At 45.2% G+C, this 23,419-nt stretch carries 23 protein-coding genes; 6 read left to right on the top strand and 17 right to left on the bottom strand.

Features of this window, described 5'->3' with window-relative positions; genetic code table 11:
- Nucleotides 1-15 precede the first annotated feature (15 nt).
- The 10 genes from DPF91_RS13870 to DPF91_RS13825 are packed head-to-tail and all read right to left on the bottom strand — an operon-like array spanning nucleotide 16 to nucleotide 8,452.
- Entirely contained in the window at nucleotides 16-765 is a 750-nt protein-coding gene (locus DPF91_RS13870; RefSeq protein ID WP_123766765.1) for a tetratricopeptide repeat protein, read from the bottom strand.
- On the bottom strand, nucleotides 758-1,663 hold the full coding sequence (locus DPF91_RS13865; protein WP_241033826.1) for a type II secretion system F family protein: 906 nt from the start codon (nucleotides 1,661-1,663) through the stop codon (nucleotides 758-760). Before DPF91_RS13865 ends, DPF91_RS13870 begins: the two co-directional genes overlap by 8 nt.
- A complete protein-coding gene (locus DPF91_RS13860) occupies nucleotides 1,663-2,580 on the bottom strand; it encodes a type II secretion system F family protein (protein WP_117235023.1) in 918 nt (305 codons plus the stop codon). Before DPF91_RS13860 ends, DPF91_RS13865 begins: the two co-directional genes overlap by 1 nt.
- Nucleotides 2,580-3,857 (bottom strand): TadA family conjugal transfer-associated ATPase, encoded by a 1,278-nt coding sequence (locus DPF91_RS13855; protein WP_117235022.1) that lies wholly within the window; start codon nucleotides 3,855-3,857, stop codon nucleotides 2,580-2,582. Before DPF91_RS13855 ends, DPF91_RS13860 begins: the two co-directional genes overlap by 1 nt.
- Nucleotides 3,858-3,863: 6 nt before the next feature.
- Nucleotides 3,864-5,090, bottom strand: a complete 1,227-nt coding sequence (locus DPF91_RS13850) for a CpaE/TadZ family protein (RefSeq protein ID WP_117235021.1) — start codon at nucleotides 5,088-5,090, stop codon at nucleotides 3,864-3,866.
- A 9-nt stretch (nucleotides 5,091-5,099) separates the two neighbouring features.
- Nucleotides 5,100-5,606 carry a hypothetical protein gene (locus DPF91_RS13845; RefSeq protein ID WP_117235020.1) on the bottom strand — a complete coding sequence of 169 codons (507 nt, stop codon included), beginning with the start codon at nucleotides 5,604-5,606 and terminating at the stop codon, nucleotides 5,100-5,102.
- Nucleotides 5,603-6,931 (bottom strand): type II and III secretion system protein family protein, encoded by a 1,329-nt coding sequence (locus tag DPF91_RS13840; RefSeq protein WP_117235019.1) that lies wholly within the window; start codon nucleotides 6,929-6,931, stop codon nucleotides 5,603-5,605. Before DPF91_RS13840 ends, DPF91_RS13845 begins: the two co-directional genes overlap by 4 nt.
- A gap of 17 nt (nucleotides 6,932-6,948) precedes the next feature.
- Entirely contained in the window at nucleotides 6,949-7,752 is an 804-nt protein-coding gene (cpaB, locus tag DPF91_RS13835; protein ID WP_117235018.1) for a Flp pilus assembly protein CpaB, read from the bottom strand.
- Nucleotides 7,753-7,763: 11 nt separating this feature from the next.
- Nucleotides 7,764-8,183 (bottom strand): A24 family peptidase, encoded by a 420-nt coding sequence (locus DPF91_RS13830; protein WP_117235017.1) that lies wholly within the window; start codon nucleotides 8,181-8,183, stop codon nucleotides 7,764-7,766.
- A gap of 53 nt (nucleotides 8,184-8,236) precedes the next feature.
- A complete protein-coding gene (locus DPF91_RS13825) occupies nucleotides 8,237-8,452 on the bottom strand; it encodes a Flp family type IVb pilin (protein WP_117235016.1) in 216 nt (71 codons plus the stop codon).
- A gap of 410 nt (nucleotides 8,453-8,862) precedes the next feature.
- On the opposite strand from DPF91_RS13825, the gene DPF91_RS13820 reads away from it, so the two are divergent.
- The 5 genes from DPF91_RS13820 (at nucleotide 8,863) to DPF91_RS13805 (ending at nucleotide 13,576) form a co-directional block, all read left to right on the top strand.
- On the top strand, nucleotides 8,863-9,720 hold the full coding sequence (locus tag DPF91_RS13820) for a LysR family transcriptional regulator (protein ID WP_117235015.1): 858 nt from the start codon (nucleotides 8,863-8,865) through the stop codon (nucleotides 9,718-9,720).
- A 592-nt stretch (nucleotides 9,721-10,312) separates the two neighbouring features.
- Entirely contained in the window at nucleotides 10,313-11,569 is a 1,257-nt protein-coding gene (locus DPF91_RS13815) for a molybdopterin-dependent oxidoreductase (protein ID WP_277392939.1), read from the top strand.
- Between the two features lie 52 nt (nucleotides 11,570-11,621).
- Complete coding sequence (locus DPF91_RS22345; RefSeq protein WP_338116884.1) at nucleotides 11,622-11,981, top strand: molybdopterin-dependent oxidoreductase; 360 nt, start codon at nucleotides 11,622-11,624, stop codon at nucleotides 11,979-11,981.
- A gap of 23 nt (nucleotides 11,982-12,004) precedes the next feature.
- The gene (locus DPF91_RS13810) at nucleotides 12,005-12,490 is read left to right on the top strand and encodes a 4Fe-4S dicluster domain-containing protein (protein WP_164684178.1); all 486 of its coding nucleotides are present in this window, start codon (nucleotides 12,005-12,007) and stop codon (nucleotides 12,488-12,490) included.
- Nucleotides 12,491-12,667: 177 nt separating this feature from the next.
- Entirely contained in the window at nucleotides 12,668-13,576 is a 909-nt protein-coding gene (locus tag DPF91_RS13805) for a dienelactone hydrolase family protein (protein WP_117235014.1), read from the top strand.
- Nucleotides 13,577-13,643: 67 nt separating this feature from the next.
- Here the strand turns inward: DPF91_RS13805 and DPF91_RS13800 are convergent, their stop codons facing one another.
- Genes DPF91_RS13800 through DPF91_RS13770 form a run of 7 tightly spaced genes read right to left on the bottom strand, consistent with a single transcriptional unit; the run spans nucleotide 13,644 to nucleotide 21,521 of the window.
- Complete coding sequence (locus DPF91_RS13800; protein WP_164684177.1) at nucleotides 13,644-14,408, bottom strand: inositol monophosphatase family protein; 765 nt, start codon at nucleotides 14,406-14,408, stop codon at nucleotides 13,644-13,646.
- An 11-nt stretch (nucleotides 14,409-14,419) separates the two neighbouring features.
- A complete protein-coding gene (locus tag DPF91_RS13795; protein ID WP_164684175.1) occupies nucleotides 14,420-15,424 on the bottom strand; it encodes a LacI family DNA-binding transcriptional regulator in 1,005 nt (334 codons plus the stop codon).
- Nucleotides 15,417-16,907, bottom strand: a complete 1,491-nt coding sequence (locus tag DPF91_RS22105) for a glycerophosphodiester phosphodiesterase family protein (RefSeq protein WP_164684173.1) — start codon at nucleotides 16,905-16,907, stop codon at nucleotides 15,417-15,419. The genes DPF91_RS13795 and DPF91_RS22105 overlap by 8 nt, the downstream gene beginning before the upstream one ends.
- Nucleotides 16,873-17,961, bottom strand: a complete 1,089-nt coding sequence (locus DPF91_RS13785; RefSeq protein ID WP_117235011.1) for an ABC transporter ATP-binding protein — start codon at nucleotides 17,959-17,961, stop codon at nucleotides 16,873-16,875. The genes DPF91_RS22105 and DPF91_RS13785 overlap by 35 nt, the downstream gene beginning before the upstream one ends.
- Nucleotides 17,961-18,785, bottom strand: coding sequence for a carbohydrate ABC transporter permease (locus DPF91_RS13780; protein WP_117235010.1), 825 nt, complete (start codon nucleotides 18,783-18,785; stop codon nucleotides 17,961-17,963). The genes DPF91_RS13785 and DPF91_RS13780 overlap by 1 nt, the downstream gene beginning before the upstream one ends.
- An 8-nt stretch (nucleotides 18,786-18,793) precedes the next feature.
- Nucleotides 18,794-20,104 carry a carbohydrate ABC transporter permease gene (locus DPF91_RS13775; protein ID WP_117235009.1) on the bottom strand — a complete coding sequence of 437 codons (1,311 nt, stop codon included), beginning with the start codon at nucleotides 20,102-20,104 and terminating at the stop codon, nucleotides 18,794-18,796.
- Between the two features lie 52 nt (nucleotides 20,105-20,156).
- On the bottom strand, nucleotides 20,157-21,521 hold the full coding sequence (locus DPF91_RS13770) for an ABC transporter substrate-binding protein (RefSeq protein WP_117235008.1): 1,365 nt from the start codon (nucleotides 21,519-21,521) through the stop codon (nucleotides 20,157-20,159).
- A 405-nt stretch (nucleotides 21,522-21,926) separates the two neighbouring features.
- Here DPF91_RS13770 and DPF91_RS13765 point away from each other — a divergent pair, with 405 nt between their 5' ends.
- Nucleotides 21,927-23,351 (top strand): 6-phospho-beta-glucosidase, encoded by a 1,425-nt coding sequence (locus tag DPF91_RS13765; protein ID WP_117235007.1) that lies wholly within the window; start codon nucleotides 21,927-21,929, stop codon nucleotides 23,349-23,351.
- Nucleotides 23,352-23,419: the final 68 nt, after the last annotated feature.

The following is a 23,419-nucleotide window of genomic DNA, read 5'->3' as shown; positions in this document are numbered from 1 at the left end:
TTATTCCATTTGGAACTATAACTTGGCTTGCTCCGCCACTTTAGTGCTGCGCAGTGCCAAATAAATTTGTTGAATCTCCGCCGTTGAATACTCTCCAACTAACACATGATGTACCTGTTCAAACTGATCTAACTTGGCGTAGGCCAAAGCCAAATTCGCTCTCACTTGATTGTCTGCTAAGCCATTGTTAAATAGAGCTTCGAGTCGAAAAATGGCTTGTTGGTAATTTTGCTCCAGCAGATCCACAACCGCTAAGTTGTTCTTAATCACGATATCGTTATAGTGATGCCCGCGTGCCATATTGAAATACTGCCTAGCGAGTGGGTATTGCTGTTTAGCCGCATAAATTAGCCCAAGTAGGTTTTCGACCTCTGGAAACACCCACTGAAGTGCTAGAGCATCTAGTGCATATTTCTCGGCTAGATCCACTTCCCCCTGCAAGTAATAGGCTTTCGCGCTTAAAAAAGCGATTTGCTCTTGATAGCCCTCAACTTTGTCCATTTGTTGCAGATAGAACAGAGCAGATTCAATGTCTTGTGCTTCCAAATAGGACTCAACCAATTTGATTCGCAGATCCGTTGTATCGTTTCGAACTATTTCCTGCTTATAGAACGCGATAAGCTTGTAGGTGTCTCCCGAATCCGCCAACACTTTTTCACGAGATTCAAAGTTGGTTTTATCTAATACCAACTCCAGCTCCGATGGCCCGTTCGAGGTGCAACCAACCAACAACAACGCACTGAGTATCAATATCCGTCTATCCACCTGCCATCATCCTCATAATTCCTGGCGCCGTAATCAAAATAACAATCGGAAACATGATAAATAGAATCAAAGGCACCGACATTTTTGCCGACAACTTACCAATCTGTTCTTCTAACCCCAGCATCTGTACTTCACGTATGTCTGTCGCTAGTGTGGTAAGCACATCATAAATCGAAGAACCGTATTGCAAACTTTGGTTAAGCGTCATCGTAAAACTGCGTACCTCTGGTGTCGGTACTCGTTCATACAGCTCTTCTAATGCCTTCTCTAAACCGACTAACTGGGAACGATTCATGGTCTTTCTCAGCATGTGCGCAATATCTTTATCAAACCCCAACATCTCATCGGCCAAGTAGGCCATCGATGATTCGATGGTCATACCCGTTTGCACACATACCCCCATGAGGTCGAGCAAATAAGGCAAGCGGTCTGATAACCGACGCTGGAGTGCTGTTTTTCTTATCGCCAAATAGGCATCAGGGCCAATCAAGGTGACGGCAATCCAAATGCAGGCGCTCACTCCAAGCATTTCAGTGCTCCACCCAACGTATACCCCCCAACTCACTATCGCAGCCAAACCGCCAATCATTAGGGTGTATTTAATCGGCAACAACAACTTAGAAAGACGCGAATCGTAGATGCCTGCTTCGTGAAACTTGTCGTTAATCTCATTGGTCGACACAGACACCAGCGAGCCCAACTTCTCATTAATATTTTCGATATAACTAAAACGAGAACGCTCTTTTTTGTGCTTCAAACCAAATAGCTTCAACGTATGGTGACGAGTAAACTGCAAATAAAACACATAAAGTAAGCAGCACAATCCGACAACCGTGAGCCAGATAAAGATCACCAATTGAGTGCGAGGCTCAGAAAGCATGGTCATCATATTATCCATTAACGAACCCTCCTCATTAGCATCCAGATAATCAACATACCAATCGCCTCACTGGTCAACATGTAATACAAGATAGGGCGACCATCAGGATGGAACATGACGTACTCGTAATTATCTGGACTCATGTACTGCATAAATAACAGAAATAGAAACGGAATAGAGGCAACTATTTTGGCCGAAATGCGAGCCTCTGCCGTTAAAGCAAATTTCTTTTTCTCCACCGCTCTCGCATCAAACATTAATCGCGTTAAACGGCTGATCACCTCTTTTAATTGTCCACCGCGATGCATGTTGGCTCGCAAGGTAATCACAAAGAACTGAAATGAAGGATAAGGAAATCGCTCACAAGATTTTCGAAATACCTCATCGGGAGTCTCACCCAGTTGCAATCGCTCCCCCATTACCTTAAATTCATTGCCCACATCGCCATCTAAAGAGCGACCAACATACATGATGGCATGCATAATACTCTCACCTGCGGATACCGCGCTGGCCAGCATATTGAGTGCATCGGGAAAGGTCTCCTCGAACATCTTGATTTCACGTTGCTGCAGCCAAAGGTAACCCCAAATCAAAGCGAACACTTCGAGGATAACGACGACAAAGATCGGGTTACCACGAAAGAAGCTCTGATTAATCTCTAACGCGATAAACGCCACCACGAATATAAACAGTGATACTTTTATCACCGCGAGGCGGCCAATCTGTTTTTGTAGGTTATGCCAACGCAATACCATCCGCTCAGCAAAGGTTCGGTCGGTCAAAGAACGTAAGTCCACCGCCTGATCATTAGAGGTCATATTGTCAACGAATACTGTGCGACTAAACTCTTGTAAGTACGACTGTTTTGGCTTTCGTTGTATCCAGGCCGTGACCAGTAAGCAGAGGCCAATTGTCACTAAAGCGATATAAATCATCATGACCTCCTGTTAAACAAAGATTCAAGCTTATCTTCCAGCCCAAAATATCGTGCCTTCTCTACAAGAACAGAGCGCTTCATCAAACCTGCGGTAAGGAAGTTACCCATTACCTTGTCCGCATTTTCTTTGCTGTGCTCTGGTTGAAAACGAAATATCTCTTCCATGACTACGCTATCGCCTTCAAGCCCGACTACCTCGAAGATACTCATCACTTTACGGCTACCATCATGTAAGCGGCTGATCTGAATAACTAAGTCGATTGCGCTGACGATGGTTCGCCGAATCGCGGTAAGAGGTAGGTTATTGGTTGCCATCATCACCATCGCTTCAACACGAGCCAGTGCATCTCTTGGTGAGTTGGCGTGGAGGGTCGACATCGAACCATCATGGCCGGTGTTCATTGCTTGCAGCATTTCGAACGCTTCACCACCACGACACTCACCAACGATGATACGGTCGGGACGCATCCGAAGGGCGTTAATCACCAAGTCCCTTTGATGAATGGCACCGGTATTTTCTATCCCGGCTACCCGCGTTTCTAGACGTACGACGTGGGGTTGCTGAAGGCGCAGCTCGGCCGCATCCTCAATCGTAACAATGCGTTCTTTCTCGGAAATATATTGAGATAGCGCATTGAGCATGGTGGTTTTGCCTGAACCCGTACCACCAGAAATAAGGATGTTTAAGCGACAGCGCGAGGCAATCATCATCAATTGAGCCATCTCTTGACTCATTGAGCCATAGTCGACAAGCTCCATTAAATCAATGGCTTGCTTTTTGAACTTACGAATTGAGATAGAGGTGCCATCAATGGCGACTGGGGGAATGACAATATTGACGCGGCTGCCATCTTCTAAACGAGCGTCACACATAGGTTTAGATTCATCCACACGGCGGCCAACTCGACCAGCGATACGCTTGGCAATCTCCATGAGTTGAACTTCATCAACAAAATCAACATCGGCCTGCTCTACCATTCCGCGCCGCTCAACATAGACACTCTCATGCCCATTGATCATGATATCGGTAATCGACTCATCATCCATCAAGCTCTGCAAGGGTCCTAAACCGTGCAACTCATCGACCAAAGCCTTAACAAAGTCATTCCGTAGTACTGAAGGAACGGCTATCCCTTCATTATCAACAATCACATTAATGGCTTGAGCTAACTGCTCTGCCAATTTATTTGAATCCAAACTATTGATAACTTCAGGATCCAAGGCATCAAAGATCATCTTGCGAATTTTGATGTAGACCGTCTTTGCACTACTCATAACAACCTACCTTGAGCCAAACCGAAAGAAACCGTGTTTAGGCTCTTCACCCAAGATTAATTCACCCAAAGCGTGAATCGAACGCTTCGCTTTACCACTAACATCTGTCGCACGCTTGCCCGTTAAAATCTTCGCGTCGAGTTTCTTGATATGCGGAACCACAACATCTATGGGTTGCAGCAAATACTTTTCCGCCTCTTCTTTGGTAATCGTCGCATTACTCTCTGGTAATACATTGTTGAAGACTAAAAGAATACGTTGAGAGTCTTCCTTATTTTGTAACTCTCGTATGCGTTTGAGCAACGATGCCGCTTCGCGCACAGCGGAAACCGTCGGGGTAATGATAAGTACGATAGCGTCGGATACGTCGACAATATCCCTAGCGGTAAACACTAAACTAGCTGAGGAAGCCGATAGATCTTCGATGAGAAAATTGGCATCTTCCCCCACATACTCGACAACCGCCTGAGTGTAATCTTTGACATCAAAGCTACCGTAATCCGGTGAGTCTATAGAAAGCACCGAAAGTAGATCGTCACAGCGATATAACAAGCTATGTGCCGATGTCGTATCGAGGGATGTGGCGAGCTCGCCTGAGCGGATCTCTTTCTTTTTGAACTTCTCAATACCCATCATGATATCGAGGTTGCCGCCTTGATACGCATTGTCGACCACAACACAAGACGAGTGTTTTTGCTTAGTCAAAAAATGTGCTAGCTCAGAGCAGAGCATGGTGGTACCCACGCCCCCTTTACTGCCTACTAATGAGATCTGCTTTGCTTTACGCTTTTGACCCAATCCTTTATTTCCGCTGCGGTTATCATAAACACCAGAGACAAAGTCGATCAGCTCTTGCTTGTTGATTGGCCAAAAAAGATAATAAAAACCCATTTTTTTCAGGTTGCGTATGGTCGAAATTGAATCCTCGCGCCCTATCACAATCACCGAGGCATCGTTTGGAAGCAGTGAACTGATGCGCTCAGCATCTTTGACCACATCCTCACTCTCATTGAGCTCTATCATCACGATTTCGATGCTCTGGTCACGAACATGCTCTTTGATGGTACTATCCATATTGACCAAAAAGGATGGCGTTGCATAACCCTCAAACTGATAGGCTTCTTTGACTAATGCTTTGCATTGATTAGTTTGGTAAAAAAGAACCGAGTTAACGCCCTGAGTGGTTGTCGCCTTTTTCTCTTTACTACCTAAAATATCGGCAAGTTCTATCATATGCTTCCCTTACTTCACGCTCTTCATCACCCGCTCAGGATGAACTACTGATTTCCAACGCGCTCCCTCAGAGTAACAACCCAGGGGCAACTCACCATAATTGCCGATTTTCTCGTACTCACACACAGGGGTAACAGCCTTGTACTGCGTAACCAACAACGAAAGGTCAAAGTCCTCTAGCTGTTCAGTGCCTTTACTTACATGAATATTGGTACTGGCAATACCCTGACTTAAAAGATGTTTCTTGTATTTGTCTGCCAATGTTTTGCCATCGTTGCTTAGCCAATGAAAATGGAGTTGTTGACTGGATAAAATGTTCCAATTGCGCTGTACGTAGTCATCCATTTCATTCCACGCTTTTTGTTGCGCACTTGTCGAGCTGTTCTCAATATCGACAGCAAATCGATACTCCCAAGGCACAACGTCTATTTGTGTTCCATGACGCTCAGAGATGGTTTCGGCACAACCATTCATCATTAGCAACACCATCAAACTACCGATTATTCTTCTGTTCATTGTTTGAAGCCTCCGGTTGCAAGTAATTCATTTGCCCACTTAGCCGATGCCTTGTCATAATTTGAATCCAAGGCAAAGAAGCGAGTTAAGGTATGAGTCTTCTCCATCATTGGAAGCTGTACTTGAGAAGGCTGAAATGGCTGAACCAGATTAACCGTCGCAACAATTACTAACTCGGTTTTTGTACGTTCACTACCTGTATTGCGGAATAAGGCACCTAGCACTGGAATATCACCAATGAACGGAATACGGCGTAGGGTTTCTCTGTCTTCTGAACTAAGCAGACCACCTAACACAAAACTCTGCCCATCGCCCAACTCCACAGTGGTTCTTGCTCGACGTGTTTTCAGTGCAGGTAAGTCATAGTTTTCGTTGCTGTATTGGTTATCCAAAGAGCTGACTTCTGGCATCATCGACAGCTTGATCTTGTCGTCTCTTAACACCTTTGCCATCAGTTCAAGGCGGACACCGTATTCGCGGTATTCCACATTGGTGCCACCATCAATCACCGTCACCACAGGGATCTCTCCCCCGGCAAGAAAGCTCGCGGTTTCACCCGAAATCACCGAAAGATTAGGCTCAGCAAGTACTTGACCAACGTTGTCGTCTCCAATTGCTGTGATCACCGAAATGATGTCATCGGCACTAAAGTCGGTCAGCTGATCAATAAACACCCCAGCGCCACCAGACTCCGAGCCAACCTGAATGCCAAACTCTTCCATAAAGGAGTGAGACACCTCAGCTATGGTGAGCTTCACGTTGACCTGCTTGGTGGTGACCACCTCGATATTATTGACTAAGCCCTCAAATCGGTAACGGCGCATAAAATCCATGTTGTACTGGTTTTCATCCAAGTCCCAGAATACATCGGTGATCTCTGCATCTTTGCCTAATAGCTCACCTGCTAGTCGATAGATTTCTTCACGTATCTGCTCAGTCGCCACCGTACCACTCAGCACCGCTTGGTCACCCAAGTTATAGATGGTGACATCCACATCGGGATAACGAACCTGGATCTGTTGTTGGATATGCACCAAGCTGCGATTAACCACTAACTTGCGTGAGAGAAGTGTATTGCCATCTTTATCAAACACCATCAATGATGAACTACCGATGCGCTTACCAAAGAACACCACTCGATTGGCTTCGATCACTTGGTAGTCAGCAACATCGGGGTTAGAGATAAACACAGAGCCAATATCTTGTGAGGTACGAATCGTTTTCGCTTCCCCTTCAGCTAAGTTGACGATACGAGCAGCCAAAACCTGGCTAGAGAAGATTAAGAGCATTGAACAAAGCAAAATCTTTATTGTTCGTGCGTCCATGCGGCGCTCCTTAGTTATTATTTTACTGCTATTTTTTCTGCGCGATATTCGACAATCGCACGATAATCTGGAAGGACATCACCCGAGTTCGCCTGTAGTTCGTGTACTACATTGGCACCAAATGATTTATGCACCTCGATCAGTGAGATCTTGCGTGCGATGGACAATTTTGCGAGCTGACCGCGAGTCAGTTCGAGAATGAGGTTCACGTTCAATTGCGAACGACCTTGCTCTAACAACGTCTCTTGTTTATCAACCTTAAGTACCTTAACCGCCGCAAACAGTGGCGAGACAGAAACGGATTGATAGTTGGTGATCACCACATCATCGGCCAAGTTTTGCGACGCTGAAGAAATAGCGATCACATCAACTAAGGTGCCGTGGTCGATCAAGCCACCAATGATCGCGTTGGGTTCCACCTCTATCGCATAAGGAACACGATCAGGATGGATCACCGCTTCTACGTACCCAGCATCCTGTGGTGTCGCCACCAACTTTGGTGTAAGTCGTGTACCCGGGGCAACGGTTTGCTTGACCACCATGCCGCGCTCTAGCTTGGTTACAAAGCCGAAGCGCTCAAATTCTTTTTCACTGACCGATTGACGCTCAAACTGCGTCACATCGATAGCTTGCCCTCGCGTTAACGCTTGAGTGGTTACCCAAATTGTAACGCTGTTTTCCGCCGGTTCAGCCTGAGTGACCGGTTCACCAGAAGAAGCTGTGGGGGAAGGAGGAGGCGTTTGAATGAGTTGTCCAGACAGTCCATACAACCCCGCGCCCACTGCAATCAGGGCAATCGGTACTAATATCCTTATATTCATCCTTGTCTCCTCTAGAGTGAGGCCAGTGTCCCTACCATGCCGCCGATGGAGATGGTGACACCGTAGGGCACGGTAGTAATCTGTTTTCCAAACAGTCGATTAATGATAATAATCAGCAGCGCTGTCACTCCTCCAATCATCGTGATAAGCAGTAATATACCCGGTAGATATTGTTGATCGATGGCGATGGAAACCACTGTGAGCAGTTTTGCATCGCCTGCACCCCAAACATTCAAATACCAAAGTAAAAACCCGACACCAAATATACTAATGATATCTATTGCGCTATTTTCAAAATAAAAGCAATCACAAGCAAATAAACCTAAAATTCCTATTAGGTAGATTAAATAGTTAGGTATTTGACGGAATTTTATATCCATGCAAACAACACTAAATAACAAAGAAAAATACCCAATTAAAACTATAACCATTGAATTATTACAATTAGCCTTATTTCTGCTACTTTGTGATTATGATGCTACAGCTAGTTGGTTCCATTAGCACCATTAATATAACCAGTAATTTTCGTTACCGCTCCACTTAATGCTGTTTCAAATGATCCACCATCAGTAAACATAAGACTGACGATAGCGGCTACTGCGACAGCAATAATCGCATACTCAATTGCAGTCACGCCGCGCTCATCATTTTTAAAAGAAGTGAATAGAGTGCTTATTTTACAATATAGGTTAGTCAACATAATGTTACTCCTTTGGTTGTTAACTTTAGTTGTAAGTCCCTTGCCTACTGTTATAAATGTAACAAAAACACACTGCTTGAAATTTTCATGACGATAGAAATGACCTATCACTCAGTAACTCGTTTTGGGCTCTAATTTAATCAGCATGTATAAACGCTTTACACCTAAGTTTTCCATGGGGGATAATTGATCTATATCAACCTTTAATTAAGGCGATATAAAAACAATTATTTGAACTTAGTCACGATATTTTCATACCCTTCTCATATTCCAAAAATATAGATTATTAAAAATCACTGATAGAACATCACGCCTTCCCCCACTTAGGTGAAGACAAGTGCTCAACTTTATAAGTACTCTAGATGTTTAGAGTAGATACTCTGCCTCGTGTATAAATATAAGGGCATATTATGCATCCGAGCTTTGAACAGTTATTAGCATTCGTTACCGTTGTTGAAGAAGGGTCTTTTCGAGCTGCAGCGAGAAAGCTACATAAGACACAACCAACGATTAGCGCAGCAATTCAGAGCCTAGAGCTTGAGTTAGAAATTGATCTGTTTGAACGTGAACATGGTAAGGCGGTTCTGACCAACCAAGGGAAACATCTCAGTGAGATTGCCAACCCGCTTCTTATGCAATATCGAGCTCTATTGAAGTCTGCATACGCGATGAAGGACTCAAAGCAAGTGTTGTATCGTGTGGGGATTGACCCTCTGCTATCTAATCATGCAGTACGTCAAGCGGTTCACGAGTTTTCCAACTCTTTTCCCGATGTAAACCTAAAGCTTGTCACTAAACCAAGCTTCGTACTGGGCGAAATGCTCGCCCACGGAGAGCTCGACCTCGCAATTGGTAATCCTTACCACAAGAGCATCTACGAGTTTAGGGTGACCGAGCTGTTCAAAATTAACTTTTGGTGGGTAGCCCATCGCTCGCTCACCTGCAACCAAGACACCCGGCTATTGCTGCTAGAGGGATGCAAAGAGATCAACAGTGCTTCAATGGTCAAGCAACACCACATCTGGCAGTGTGAAGACCTGAATACCATCGTCAACCTCTGCTGCCAACAATCGGGCATTGCACTACTCCCAGACTTCATTATCGAAGCACTGAATAATAACAACCTCGTTAAGATTAATGATCACCCTTATTTATTTGGCCGCAAGCTAACAGCAGCAGTATTTTGCAACGCCAACGAAACTCAAAGCCAATATCAGAAATGGTTTTGTGGGCAGTTAGTACCAAAGAAAGAAACTACAAAAGTATAATAACAAGCATAAAAAGGCCTCGATTTCAGTACTAGCTACAGGTGTGAGGTAATACTTAAGTCTTAGTAGCAATTATTAGTTTACAGCCTCATTTCAAGATTTGTCTTGTCTTCTTATCTTCTCTACTCACAACAAGCCACTCATTTCATAGTAACGGAATGTGAAACCAAAGTAAGCCCGACAACAATGGGTAAGACATTTTTTGAATTTTTCATACTGTCACCATATACCAATTTTTAGAATATCTATTTAATTATAATTGAAAGACAAGAATAAAATTAACCTAAAGTCACGTGGTTAAATATAATTATATTCAAAGTTGAAATAAGCCAGCATTTTTCATGCCCTTTCGCTCTATACCTTATATAGGTGATAATTTAATTTATTATTTCACCCGGTTACATTTGAATAAAAACCAATCTCATTCATTAAATAACCGCCATAGTTTATTTAATAGAGTTTCGTGATTGCTATCAAATTAAAAATAATTATATAGAAGGTAGATCTAAAACAGTTATAGATAGTGACAATATATTTAAAAGTAACTCTGTTTATATCACTAGACATCTTTCACTGAGAGAAAGGAGTTCTCATGAGAAAAGCCTTAAATACACTATTAACAGAAAAGCTGACTCGAAGAACATTTTTAAATAGCTCAGGTAAAGCTGCGGCTGTAGGCGCGGTAGCAACGTCGACAACCTTTCCGTTTACCGCTTCCGCTGAGACCTCAGCACAAGCGAGCAAAGAAGAAGTGAAATACAGTGCTTGTTTGGTGAACTGTGGGAGCCGCTGCCCGCTCAAGGTCCATGTGAAAGATGGCGTCATCTCGTATATCGACTCGGAAGATGGCATTAATGACGAAGTGTTTGGAGAACATCAGATCACACCATGCTTACGTGTCCGAGCTAATCGCTACAAAACGTACAATCACGATAGGATCAAGTCGCCTCTGTTGCGTGTTGGTAAACGTGGTGAGGGCAAGTTTAAAAAGATCAGCTGGGACGAAGCGACCACACTCATTGCCGACAAACTAAAGTACACCATAGAAAAGCATGGCAACGAAGCCATCTTCTACCAGTACGGTACAGGTTGTAACGGCGGGAATATCCATGGTCGCAATGCCATGCGCCGTTTCTTGAGTAGTACCGGCGGCTACCTCAACTATCACAACTCTTACTCCACCGCGCAAATATCACGCATTGAACCTTTTGTTTACGGTAAAGGCCATGGCAGCTTCATGTCTGAGATTGCCAACTCCGATTTAGTCGTCATGTTCTGTCAAAACCTTGCTGAAACCCGAATGTCCGGTGGCGGGCAAATTTACGAGGTGCTCCAAGCCCTAGAGAAAAGCCAAGCGAAGGTGATCATCATCGATCCGCGCTACACCGACAGCTCGATTGGCTTGAATGCAGAGTGGCTGCCAATCAGACCAGGTACGGACGCCGCACTGGTTGCAGGTATTGTGCATACACTGGTTGACGAAGGGCTAGCCGACGATGACTTCATCAATAAATATGCAACTGGCTGGGATGAAGACAACCTACCGGCAACAGCGCCGAAGAATAGCTCTTACAAATCTTATATCATGGGTAAATACAATGATGGTATTGAAAAGACCGCAGAATGGGCAGCAGATCTAACCCGTATTCCAGCGGCTCGTATCCGTCAACTCGCCCGTGAAATGGCGAGTGCAAATAATGCGTGGATTTCACAAGGATGGGGACTGCAAAGAACCGCAAATGGTGAGCAAGGTTGTCGTTCTATCATGATGCTACCTGTCATCACCAAGCAGTTTGGTAAGCCGGGCCCCAATACCGGTGACTGGCTTTACCATGAAGAACCCTATTAAAACGTCAATTCCATGCTTCCTATGGGAAAGAGCAATTCGAGAAGGCACGAGCATGACTGCATTGAACAGTTATGTGAAAGGCAAAGATAAGCTCGATACCAATATTAAGTTCTTATTTAATTACGCCAGTAATATTCCGATGAATCAGCACTCGGATCTCAACAAAACCCAAGAGACACTCAAAGACGAATCCTTATGTGAGTTCATCTTGACCTGGGATAACCACATGACAGCATCAGCACGTTGGTCTGATTTGGTGTTACCCGATGTGTCTTGGCTCGAAGTCGATGACCTGATCAACAACTCGATCAGCCCATACTTCGCGATTATTGGTCAATTAACACGCTCCATCTTACAACTGGTGACAGATGAACTGACCGTTGATGTACCACAAGCAAAACTCTACTTTTAAGGTGGAAGGGATCGATGAGGAAAATGGAATCGCACCAAGTGACTCGCCGAGATGTTTTGTCTTTGTTTAGTCGCAAGAAAGCCAACAACACTACGACTCTCCTTCCCTTACCACCAAAGGCAATTGAACCTCAAACATTCGACAGTATTTGTAATGGCTGTGGACTCTGCGTCGCTACCTGCCCTAATCAAATTATCTACTTAAACAAGCAGGGGAAAGCGCGAGTTGATCTCGACTATTCATTCTGTAATCGTTGTTTCGATTGCGTGGAGGTATGTGACCCACAAGCACTATCCGAAAATCGAACACATCACTTAAACTTCAAACCCCAATCAACGGGTAAATGCAGCAACAAACACGATGGTTGTGGCATGTGTTTAACTGTGTGCAAGAACAAAGCGATTAACTTAGAAGCTCAGCAACCCGCGTTCAACAAAGAATTGTGTGATGGGTGTGGTGAATGTAAGTCAGTTTGTATTGAGGGTGGTATTTCCCTTATTTCTAGCTAAACCATCAGTTAAGCCTTAACTCATATCCAATCCAATCGAAAAAGTCATGCCTGCATAGTCACTTAAAACAATTTTGATTGCATAATAAAAACTTAACTGAACAATAGTTCAAATGTGGCGGTTTTTTTACTATTGTTAAGTGGTCTTACAACAGAACGTCTGAAACAAGGAAATGTTATGAACCAGAAAATCGAATCTCAACCCGATCAAAATAGAGCTATCCCGCAAGAAGCCTTTGATTGGTATGATGAGTATGCTCACGGCTTAATTGATCGTCGAGAGTTTCTGGCCCGCCTATCTAGTCTTGCTGTATTGGGCTTTAGCGCAACCGCACTCTCTTCAGCACTTATTCCTAATTATGCGCTAGCAGAGCAAGTCTCTTTCAATGACCCATCTATCAAAGCGACCTATGAAACCTTCTCGTCACCCAAGGGGCATGGTGAATGTCAGGGATACTTAGTTGTCCCTCGAGAGTTAGAAGGGCCTGCACCCGTAGTTTTGGTCGTCCATGAGAACAGAGGTCTAAACCCGTACATCAAAGATGTAGCACGACGACTTGCAGCTAAAGGCTTTATTGCGTTTGCACCGGATGCCTTATATCCGCTGGGTGGGTACCCTGGTAATGATGATGAAGGACGAGCAATGCAAAAGTCTATGTCTAAGCAAAAGCTTGAGGAAGACTTCATTGCTGCAGCGCTGTTCCTAAGATCTCATGAAAAGAGCAATGGCAAGCTTGGCGCCGTCGGTTTCTGTTATGGGGGTTATATCGTCAATATGCTCGCTGCGACAATCCCTGACACCTTAGACGCAGGTGTTCCATTCTATGGTACGCCAGCAGCGGAAGAGCTTAGAAAAAATGTGAAAGGTCCGCTGCTTATCCAATTTGCAGAAAACGACAAACGAGTGAATGCGACATGGCCAGACTATGAAGCTGAGTTGAAAAAAATTGAAGCTGAGTACACCGCTTATGTGTACCCTGGGGTTAATCACGGTTTTCATAATGATTCAACGGGGCGTTACTCTGAATCAGAGGCTACGCTGGCATGGGAACGCACACTTGCGTTTTTCAGCAAGCACCTAGTTTAGATCCAGCAGTTAACAAAGGGCTGGGATGCACCCAGCCCTAACGAGATTAGGCTTTTTAGCTTTGCGCTTAACCAGCAAGCAACTCAGTAATGGCAGGGATACTGGCTTGTATTGTATAACCACCTTCAATTTGATTCGTGGCCACGTCAGCCTTTGCTTCTCTAAGAATGACAACGCCTGCCATGATGTCCCAAGCGTTAATAAAGTCTTCTCGATACCCATCGAATCGCCCTGCGGCGACATGCGCTAAACCTAGAGCCGCAGAGCCATGTCGGCGATGCTCAATCCCATTATCAAGCAGCCTCTGCATAGTGCTTAAATAATTATCCAGTGGCATTTTAGGTGAGTAGCCAAGGTTCACTAACCCTACAACGGCTTCGCTACCTTGATAAACTTCCATTGGTTTACCATTGAGGTATGCACCTTCGCCCTTCCGTGCATGAAACAGCTCATCAAGATTAGGGTCATAGATAACACCAATTACTGGTTCACCCTCGACAAGGTAGGCAATTGACACACACCAAAGCGATTGTTTTCTTAAAAAGTTCGTTGTGCCATCAATGGGGTCTACCACCCATACGCCAGTTCTATATTCATCCGTCGCACCGCTCTCTTCTCCTAAAAAACCGTCTTGAGGATAAGCAGATTCTAGCTGCGTTCGAATGTACTTCTCTGTTTCTCGGTCAGCATCACTCACAAAATCTTGATGACCTTTTACATCAATCGCTAAGTTGCCTTCAAGCAATTGATTTTGATAACCCTTGGCAATTAATCCAGCTTGCTTCGCCAGTTCACAAGCAAAGTGGTATTTCTGTTCTAAATCGTTATTCATTGTTTGATTCATTAAAGTGTTTTTCGTTTTATTAAGCTGACATCTAGCGTTCGTGTTCTTGATGTTTGATCCGGGTCTTCAATTCTGCTCAGTAGCAGCTCGACACAGTGCTGAGCCATCTCTTCTGTCGATTGCTTAACAGTTGTAAGCTGATAGCTACTCCAACTTGATTGCTGCATGTCATCAAACCCCGCGACTTTGATTTGTGCCATACACTCGTTACCAAGTCGTTCTTTCAATCCATCAATGACACCGAGCGCTAAATAGTCGTTGGCACAAAATACGCCATCGGGCGCCACACTCTCTGAGGTAAGCATCTCCGCAGCCGCTAAACCGCCCTGATAGCAGTGTGTCTCTGGGTACAGTATCGTGGTGCTGATTCCTCGCTCGGCCGCTAGCTCGCAAAACATTTGCTCGCGGTTGCGGATACTGAATGAGTCTTTCTTCGAGCTCACCATCGTTACCCTTTCGCAGCCTGAATCAGAAAATGCCGAAACCAGTAATTCGATTCCTTTGTGGTTATCACAGATAACCCTATCAATCTTGTCGTGGGTATCTTGCTTGTTAACAAGCACTACCGGCACTGAGCTGTCTGCGCACATTTTAAAGATGCTCTCTGGGGGTGTATCGGAAGTAATAACCACCCCTGAAACGTTGTAATGCAGCAGCATATCAATGACCTGAGAGCTATCGCGCCCTTTCTTGGTAGGAATCAACAATGGGCGGTGATTCGTTGCCAGAATCGCTTCACTTAAATCACTCACCTGCTGACTGCGAAACGGATTGTCCATATCTGCAACGACCAACCCTATCAAATCTGATCGCTGACGGTTTAAGCTACGCGCTAGATGATTAACGCGATAACCCAGGACATTCGCGGCTTCCATTACCTTTTGCTTGGTTTCTTGGGAGACATAGCCATTATTTGAGAATGTTCTAGAAACCGCCGCACGTGAGACTCCTGCCGCTTTCGCTACATCGACAGAGGTAATACTCTTGGTTTTATGCTCATTCAAAGAAGGATTCCTTCTGCTTCCATGCCTCATATGCCTTTGCAAAAGCAAAAGGGAAATCGATATTGACCATATCTGGCTGTTTGCCAATCAGCTCAACCCACACTCCTTGATCGGTACCTGGATAACGCAGCATCGATTTAATGCCGTGATCTCGGCACTGTGAAAACTCTCTCAAATCGTCAATTAGGTAGTCGTATTCAATGATCACCGGGTGTGCAAAATCCAACAGTGCCTCAAACGAATCAAAGTCTTGGCGCCTTAACATCAAGCCGGCGTCTGGGTAATCTGTTTTTAGCTCTCGGATATAGTCATTGTTGAAACTCCAAAAGAAGCAACGAGACAGTGCGTTGTGCTGGAGACCAGTTTCGATAACTTGACCAACGTTTGCTTGCTTTAACTCGACATAAAGCTCCCCGTCATTCTCTTTTGCGAGCTCTAGAAAATCCCCAAATGTCGACACGGATTGCTTTGAAAAGCTCGGATGAAACCATGTCCCTGCATCACAAGTCCCAAACTGTTCACGAGAAATATCGCTGACTTCTCCGATGAGATTAGTCGTTCTATCGGCAGTTGGATCATGAATGACCATAAGTTCGCCATCGCTACTCGTATTCAGATCGAGCTCAATCACACTAGCACCCGCTCGGTAACCGATTTCGGCTGCGATTTTGGTATTCTCCGGAGCCACATCATTGGCTCCTCGATGCAGAACCATTTGAATTGGGTTGCTTGGATGAGGGTGGTATCCCGTAATCAGCTCCGGCAAATCGGAACAAATGCCTATCACGGGCATGTGAAGCAATTTTTCAATCTCTGACGGTCGCTCTTCATGCCAAATAACAATAGGAAGCTGTTGTTCTTTTGCCGTCTGAAGCAGTTCATCTGTTAAAAGTTCATGAGGAGTATCCGATGCTCTCTCCCAGCATAGGTGAATCATGTCTGCTTTGGCCTTTTTAGCCTGCTCGAATGGACAGTCTCCGACTCTTACCAGAACGGATAGCGGATATGGGCAATTCACCTCATCCATTTCAGCGACCCATTCTGCAACAAAGCTACCAATTGCCACCTCATCATATGGCGTGCGTTCTAGTGTTTTGAGCACCTCAGCACCAGCCCCTTCACCTTTAAGTTCAACATAAAGCCCAGTTCCTGTTTGCATCGCTAAATCGAGCACTTGCTCAAAGGTGGGTACGCTCTGGTTATTGAACAAACGATAAGAACTGAGCACCTCGAAACTCACTTCTGAAATCGTCACATCGACACCAGCGGTATGCATTAAGTTGTCATCATGACTGATAACACAGACACCGTCGGCGGTAAGACGGACATCAATCTCCCACATTTCAGCACCTAGATCGGCTGCGTACTCAAAGGCTTCAAGAGTATTTTCAAGCCGATGGCCGCTTGCACCGCGGTGAGCAATACACAGCGGCTTGTGATCAGACTGTTTAACTAGCTTGTTTAAGCGTTGCTGACGCAGCATAGAGGCGCTCTCCATCTTGATTGAACAATAGAATATGACTAGAGTCGATGCTCCAGTGAACCGTGTCACCAAGCTTCAGGTCACCGCGAACCGGCTGGATGGTTCGGATAACATTGCCGTCTGCTAACCTGAGGTCGTAAAGGTTTTCTCGGCCTTGATTTTCAATAAAGCAGACCGTTGCACAGTTGGTATCACCCGTCTCTTCCGTTAAGATCACGTGTTCTGGGCGCAAGCCAACTTTCACTTGGTTACTATCAAGGTGCCCCCTTTCTAGGGCCAGTTGAATACCATCCACACCATTGATAAATGTGTCTTGTTGAATCTCGCCCTCGACAAACGAGATTGGAGGGTTGCCCAAGAAACCAGCCACAAACTCGTTCACCGGGTTGTGGTACATTTCTGTTGGCGTATCAACCTGCACAATGCGTCCACCATTCATAATGGCAATACGATCACACATGCTCATTGCTTCAACTTGATCGTGAGTCACAAGCACTGCGGTGATGCCGGTCTCTTGTTGAATGCGACGAATCTCAGAGCGCATTTCCAAACGTAACTTGGCATCAAGGTTGGCAAGCGGTTCATCAAGTAAAAGTACATCCGGCTTACGCACAATCGCACGAGCCAACGATACACGTTGCTGCTGCCCACCAGACAGTTCTGCTGGTTTGCGGTGTAATAGGTTATCAATGCGAACCAGCTTTGCGATGTCAGTAACTTTTCGTTTTATCTCCGCTTTACTCTCTTTGCGAATCATCAATGGAAACGCGATGTTCTCTTCAACCGTCATGTGCGGATATAAGGCGTAGGACTGAAAGATAACGCCAACATTTCTTTGTTGTGGGGGCAGTTTCGTCACATCACGCGAGCCAAACTCGATACTGCCACCATCGATTTGATGGATACCACTAATCGCAAATAAGGTGGTCGATTTACCACACCCAGATGGACCAAGAAGTGCAATCATCTCACCCGAACCAATAGAGAGATTCATGTTATCGATCACGGTGGTGTCACCAAAGGTCTTAGTGAAGTTGTTAATTTGAATACCCATTAGCCTTTGTTACCTCCGCTGTACATATTCATGAGTTGTTTCTGGAAAATTGCGAATAAAATGATGACTGGCAATACGTAGAACAGGCCTACAGATTTAAACATCGCCATGTCGAAGTTGTTGTCGTCAGCAATAAGCCCTGCCAAATAGACGGACAATACCTGAGCGTCATTTCCTGGTGCTAATACCTGAGGAAGAATGAATTCACTCCAGCTAGCGAGGAAAGAGAAGATACCAAGCGCCGTCATGGCTGAACCAACCTGAGGCAATACAATCTTGCGCCACACCATAAATCGGCTTGCACCGTCTTGCATGGCCGCCATCTCCAGTTCCCACGGAACCGAGTCATAAAACCCTTTTAGAATCCAGATCCCAAATGGCAGTTCAAGCGCGGCTTTCACCATGATTACCCCTAACAATGTGTCATAAAGGCCAACATATTGAAGGATCAGGAAAATAGCGATAAGCAAGGTGACCGTTGGAAATGAGTGCAGCACCATCACCCCGCCTAAGAAAAAGCCACGTAGCGGAATATTTAGACGAGATAACGCATATGCAGCAGTAGATGCAATGCAGAGCGTTAATAGCGTCGATATCACCGAAAACAGCACGGTATTGAAGGTCACCCCCCAAATATTGGGTTTGCCCGGAATATCTTCCCAAAGGAAACGCCAATGCTCTAACGTGAACTCATAAGGCAAAAGATCACCAGGGGCAGTGTTGGAAAACGTATCGATAATCAAATAGAGATACATCAGTAGCAAAGGAGCACTCAATATCCCCAGTGCGATGACAGATTTACGACTTCTAGTGAGATCTGACATTTTAGTTCCTATATTTCAATGCGAGGTTTTGCAACCATCTTGTTAAAACCAAACAGTTTCAAATAAACCACCGACATGATCATGCCAATCGCTACCAGTACCATCGCCAGCGCAGCACCGTAGCCATATTGAAGGTTGCCCGCATAGTTGCTTAACGCGGTATGGAAGGCTCGAAGTGCCCATACCTCTGTTGAACCACCTGGTCCACCACCCGTCGCCAGCAGTATGTAATCAAACGACGCGAGTAGAGATAGAGTCTGGTAACAGGTCATAAACAGAATTGGCCAACGAAGCTGCGGTAAGATGATGTATCTAATTTGCTGTAAACGGCTCGCACCATCGACTTCACTCGCCCAAAAGTGGCTTTTTGGAATCGCATTAATGGCCGATGACAAGACAAGCATGCCCATTGAAGCTCCGACAAAACCGTTGATTAACACAACAAAGGTCCATGCGTGTGCTGGCGTATCTAGCATCCAGTTCTTAGGAGCGACACCAAATAGAGCCACTAGGTTTGAGATGAAGCCTGTATCCCACGCCAACCATTTCCACAGCAGAACATAAAGTACTGGTGGGGTGATCCTAGGTAACAGCCACACTGCTCGGTAAAAGCCGGCAATTTTTTTCGGCATATAGTGCGTAGTCAGTGCTAGCACCAATGCAAACCCGATGTTGAATAGTGATAAGGTTGCGAAAACATATAACAGCGTGTTGCTTAATGCCGTTTTTGTATCTGGCAGCGACGTCATGCGCTGATAGTTTTCAGTGGTCCAGGTCCAACCGGTATAAGATGCCTTAAGCAAGGCCTCTGATTCATTCTCGTTTAGACTGATGCCAGCCGCTTCGACGGCACTCAGCATATCGGCTTTGGTTGAATAACGTGTCGTACCCACAGAGCGCTGAAATCCATCAGCGGTTCGGTTCAGCTCTCTCGGGCTCCTAGGGCTATGAGAAAGTTGACGCATCTCTCGGGTAAGTTCGCGACGATTATCGAACGTTTTGCCCAGCAGATTTGATTTCATCTGCTCGACAAAGCGAGAATCAAGATTGCTATCGGCAAGTGCCGTAATGCCTTGTTCATCAATGGTAAAGCGAGATTCTTTCAATGATTCAGCAAGTTTAGGCATTTCATAATCAGCGCTCAGCGTTCGTAATGCGGACGGTGATATTTGATAGGTTCCACTACTAATGCCGGTTGCCGTGCTCATATTGGTGAGCGAGAAAACCGCGGTCATGATGACGGGCAATAGAAAGAATAAGACGACAAAGACTATGGCTGGTGACATCATCACCGGGCCAAGCGTTTTAGAACGATTCATGGTGCTCTCTCTGAGCTCCTCTAACCTTTCGGTTAGAGGAGAATAGATGGAATTATAGAATGATGACGCCGTTGCCTAAGGTGCCTCGCAGTTCAGTTTCTGCATCAATAACGGCTTGTTTAGGTGTCTTCTGTCCTGTCCAAGCGGCCTCTAGCCCTTTCCAATAGATATTCCAAAACGCGCCAAAGTCTGCGTTATTTGGCATTGAAGTCGCGTGTGGAAGAAGGCGTTCTGTCGCTTCCATTGCCCAACGGTCATTATTGTAAAGACCGATGTTCATCTGCTCTGGGCTGATACCTAAGTGAGAAGATTTAATCGCATGTAAGGTATTGATTCGCGGTTCAGAGGCTAACTTGATAAGTTTGGCTGCCACTTCCATTTGCTCTTCATTATCTTGCTCTGTAATCAGATAAACCACTGGGTGCGTTAGCGTATTCGCATGATTGTCGACTTCTTTGTCACCCGTTGGGATTAAGCCAAACTGAACGTTACCAAAGAAATCATCCAGGCCTTCTGCTTCGGTATAACGAGAATAATGCCAGGTACCGCCATGCCAAAATGCCGCCTTACCCGATGCAACTTCCGCATACCATTGGTCCCATGGTGTACCAAGGTGATTACGGCGAGTCACACCCATTTCCACAGCATCAACGAAGAACTGATATGTTTTTTCCATTGCCGCTTTATCGAAGATTAAGCGGCCCGTTTCTTCATCCTGAAGTTCTCCACCAAAACTGGTATAAAACTGCCAAAAATCAGGTCCATTCGTCACTCGCGGATAAAAGCCATACCCTTGAGCCACTAGACCTTCATCTTGTGCTTTTTTGGCATCCTCCAGCATATCGTATAGGGTGTACTCACCCGACTCTATGCGGTCTGGTAGAGAATCGACCGCTTGCTGATCGTAACCAATCTGCTGTAAATACTCTTTCCATGCAAAGAAAGGACGCGCTTCTGAGTCTTGCGGAATCCCGTAAATCATCCCATTGAATGAAGAGATCTCGACCAGATTTGGGTATAAGTTGTTTAGTGGCCAAGCATCCATATCGACATAATCTTCAACGGGTGCAATCAAGCCTGACTGAGCCCATGGTGCAATATCTACATGGCCCGTTACGACAATATCTGGCGCAGAGCCTGATTCAGCGGCCAGCGTAACGGCTTGTTTAAAGCTATCCCAATCAGCGTAACTACGCTTATTCACTTTGATATTAAGCTCTTCACCCGCCGCATCCGCTTCTTGCATTAGAATATTAGCTGCCATCTCTATCGCGTCTGTACGATAGTGATCATTTGGCCCTGAACCACCCGATACGACAGATATTTCGTAGTCCGCAGCATGGGCAGTACCCGCCAATACAATTGAAAGGTGAAGCAAATGCTTCTTCCAAGATCCTTTGTTTGATCCAGTCGTCATCACAATATCTCTCCCAAAATGATATCTCTGTGAAATACAGTGTGAACACGTGTTCACATTCGAATGAGGAGCATTTTGGTGCGGTTGTATGACACTCGGGTTAACGCAAGCTTACAGGTCAATGAAGGTTTGTAGACATTATGGTGAAACAGGAGAAATACAGGCCTTGCCCAAACATAACTAAGGCTTTGTTTTAATGATAGAAGCTTAGTAATCCACATATATAAAGAGTAAAACGTGTCTACGTTCCCCCAAAAATCTACAACCTCCATATAAAGTGAGCAGTTAATATGTTGTAACGGTTTTCACTCACGAATCTCAGGCCAAATGCCTCGCTTGTCACCGAATTGCCCACTATTTCTGGCGATAATAGGACTAAGAGAAAATTGGAATTTAGGGGTAAAGATGTCGGTATTTCCAGAGGATTTTTTGTGGGGCGGAGCCATTGCGGCAAACCAAGCTGAGGGCGGTTATCGAGAAGGCGGTAAGGGCCTGACTACGGTTGATTTGATCCCGCATGGTGAGAATCGTATGCCAGTTAAGCTAGGCCTTTGCGAGCAGGTTGAACTGGACGAAGAAGAGTATTACCCAAGCCACAACGCGATCGATTTTTATCACCGCTACAAAGACGATATTGCACTCCTAGCTGAAATGGGATTTAAAGTGTTTCGTACCTCTATCGCTTGGGCGCGTCTGTTTCCAAAAGGGGATGAGATTGAGCCAAATCAGGCAGGTATCGAGTACTATAAAAGCCTATTCCGAGAGTGCAAGAAATACGGCATTGAGCCGCTAGTAACGCTGTGTCACTTCGATGTACCCATGCATCTAGTCAATACGTATGGCTCATGGCGCAGTCGTGAGATGATTGGTTTCTTTGAACGCTATGCACGTACATGCTTTGAGGCATTTGACGGTTTAGTAAAACATTGGTTGACTTTTAATGAAATCAATATCTTGCTTCACAGCCCGTTTTCCGGCGCTGGTCTTTTGTTCAAAGAGGGCGAAAACCAAGAACAGGTGAAGTACCAGGCCGCTCACCATGAACTGGTCGCCAGTGCGTTGGTCACTAAAATTGCCCACGACATCAACCCGGACAACCAAGTAGGCTGTATGCTTGCTGGCGGTAATTTCTATCCTTATTCTTGCAAACCTGAAGACGTCAAAATAGCGCTCGATAAAGACCGAGAAAACTTGTTCTTTATCGACGTTCAAGCACGTGGCTACTACCCATCTTACGCCCAACGTACGTTCCGAGATAAAGGTGTCGAACTAGAGATTCATGACGCAGATCTAGAGATACTGAAACACACTGTCGATTTCATTTCATTTAGTTACTACGCTTCACGCTGTGCATCTGCAGACATGAACAAGGGCAATACCAGTGAGGCAAACGTAGTCAAATCTATTCGTAACCCGCACTTAGAAGCCAGCGACTGGGGCTGGGTGATTGACCCCATGGGGCTGCGTATCGCAATGAACACTCTTTTCGATCGCTACCAAAAGCCATTGTTCCTGGTTGAGAATGGCTTAGGTGCTCACGATACAGTAGAAGCAAATGGTGAGATTAACGACGATTACCGCATTGATTATCTTCGCGCTCATATAGAGGCTATGGGTGACGCTATTGAAGATGGTGTGCCTTTAATGGGTTATACACCTTGGGGATGCATCGATTTGGTTGCCGCATCAACAGGCGAAATGAGTAAGCGCTATGGGTTTATTTATGTCGATCGTGATGACAAAGGTAATGGTTCATTGGAGCGTTCACGCAAGAAGTCATTCTATTGGTACAAGAAAGTCATCGCGAGCAATGGTGAAGACCTGCTCTAGTGCTGTCGTAGCAATGAAGAAGCCTCTACTCTGTTGCCTTATAGCAACCTATGGGCAACTTACAGCAA

This window comes from Vibrio maerlii (assembly GCF_003415655.1).
Taxonomy (GTDB): Bacteria; Pseudomonadota; Gammaproteobacteria; order Enterobacterales; family Vibrionaceae; genus Vibrio; species Vibrio maerlii.
This window is presented reverse-complemented; position numbering and strand designations above follow the sequence as displayed.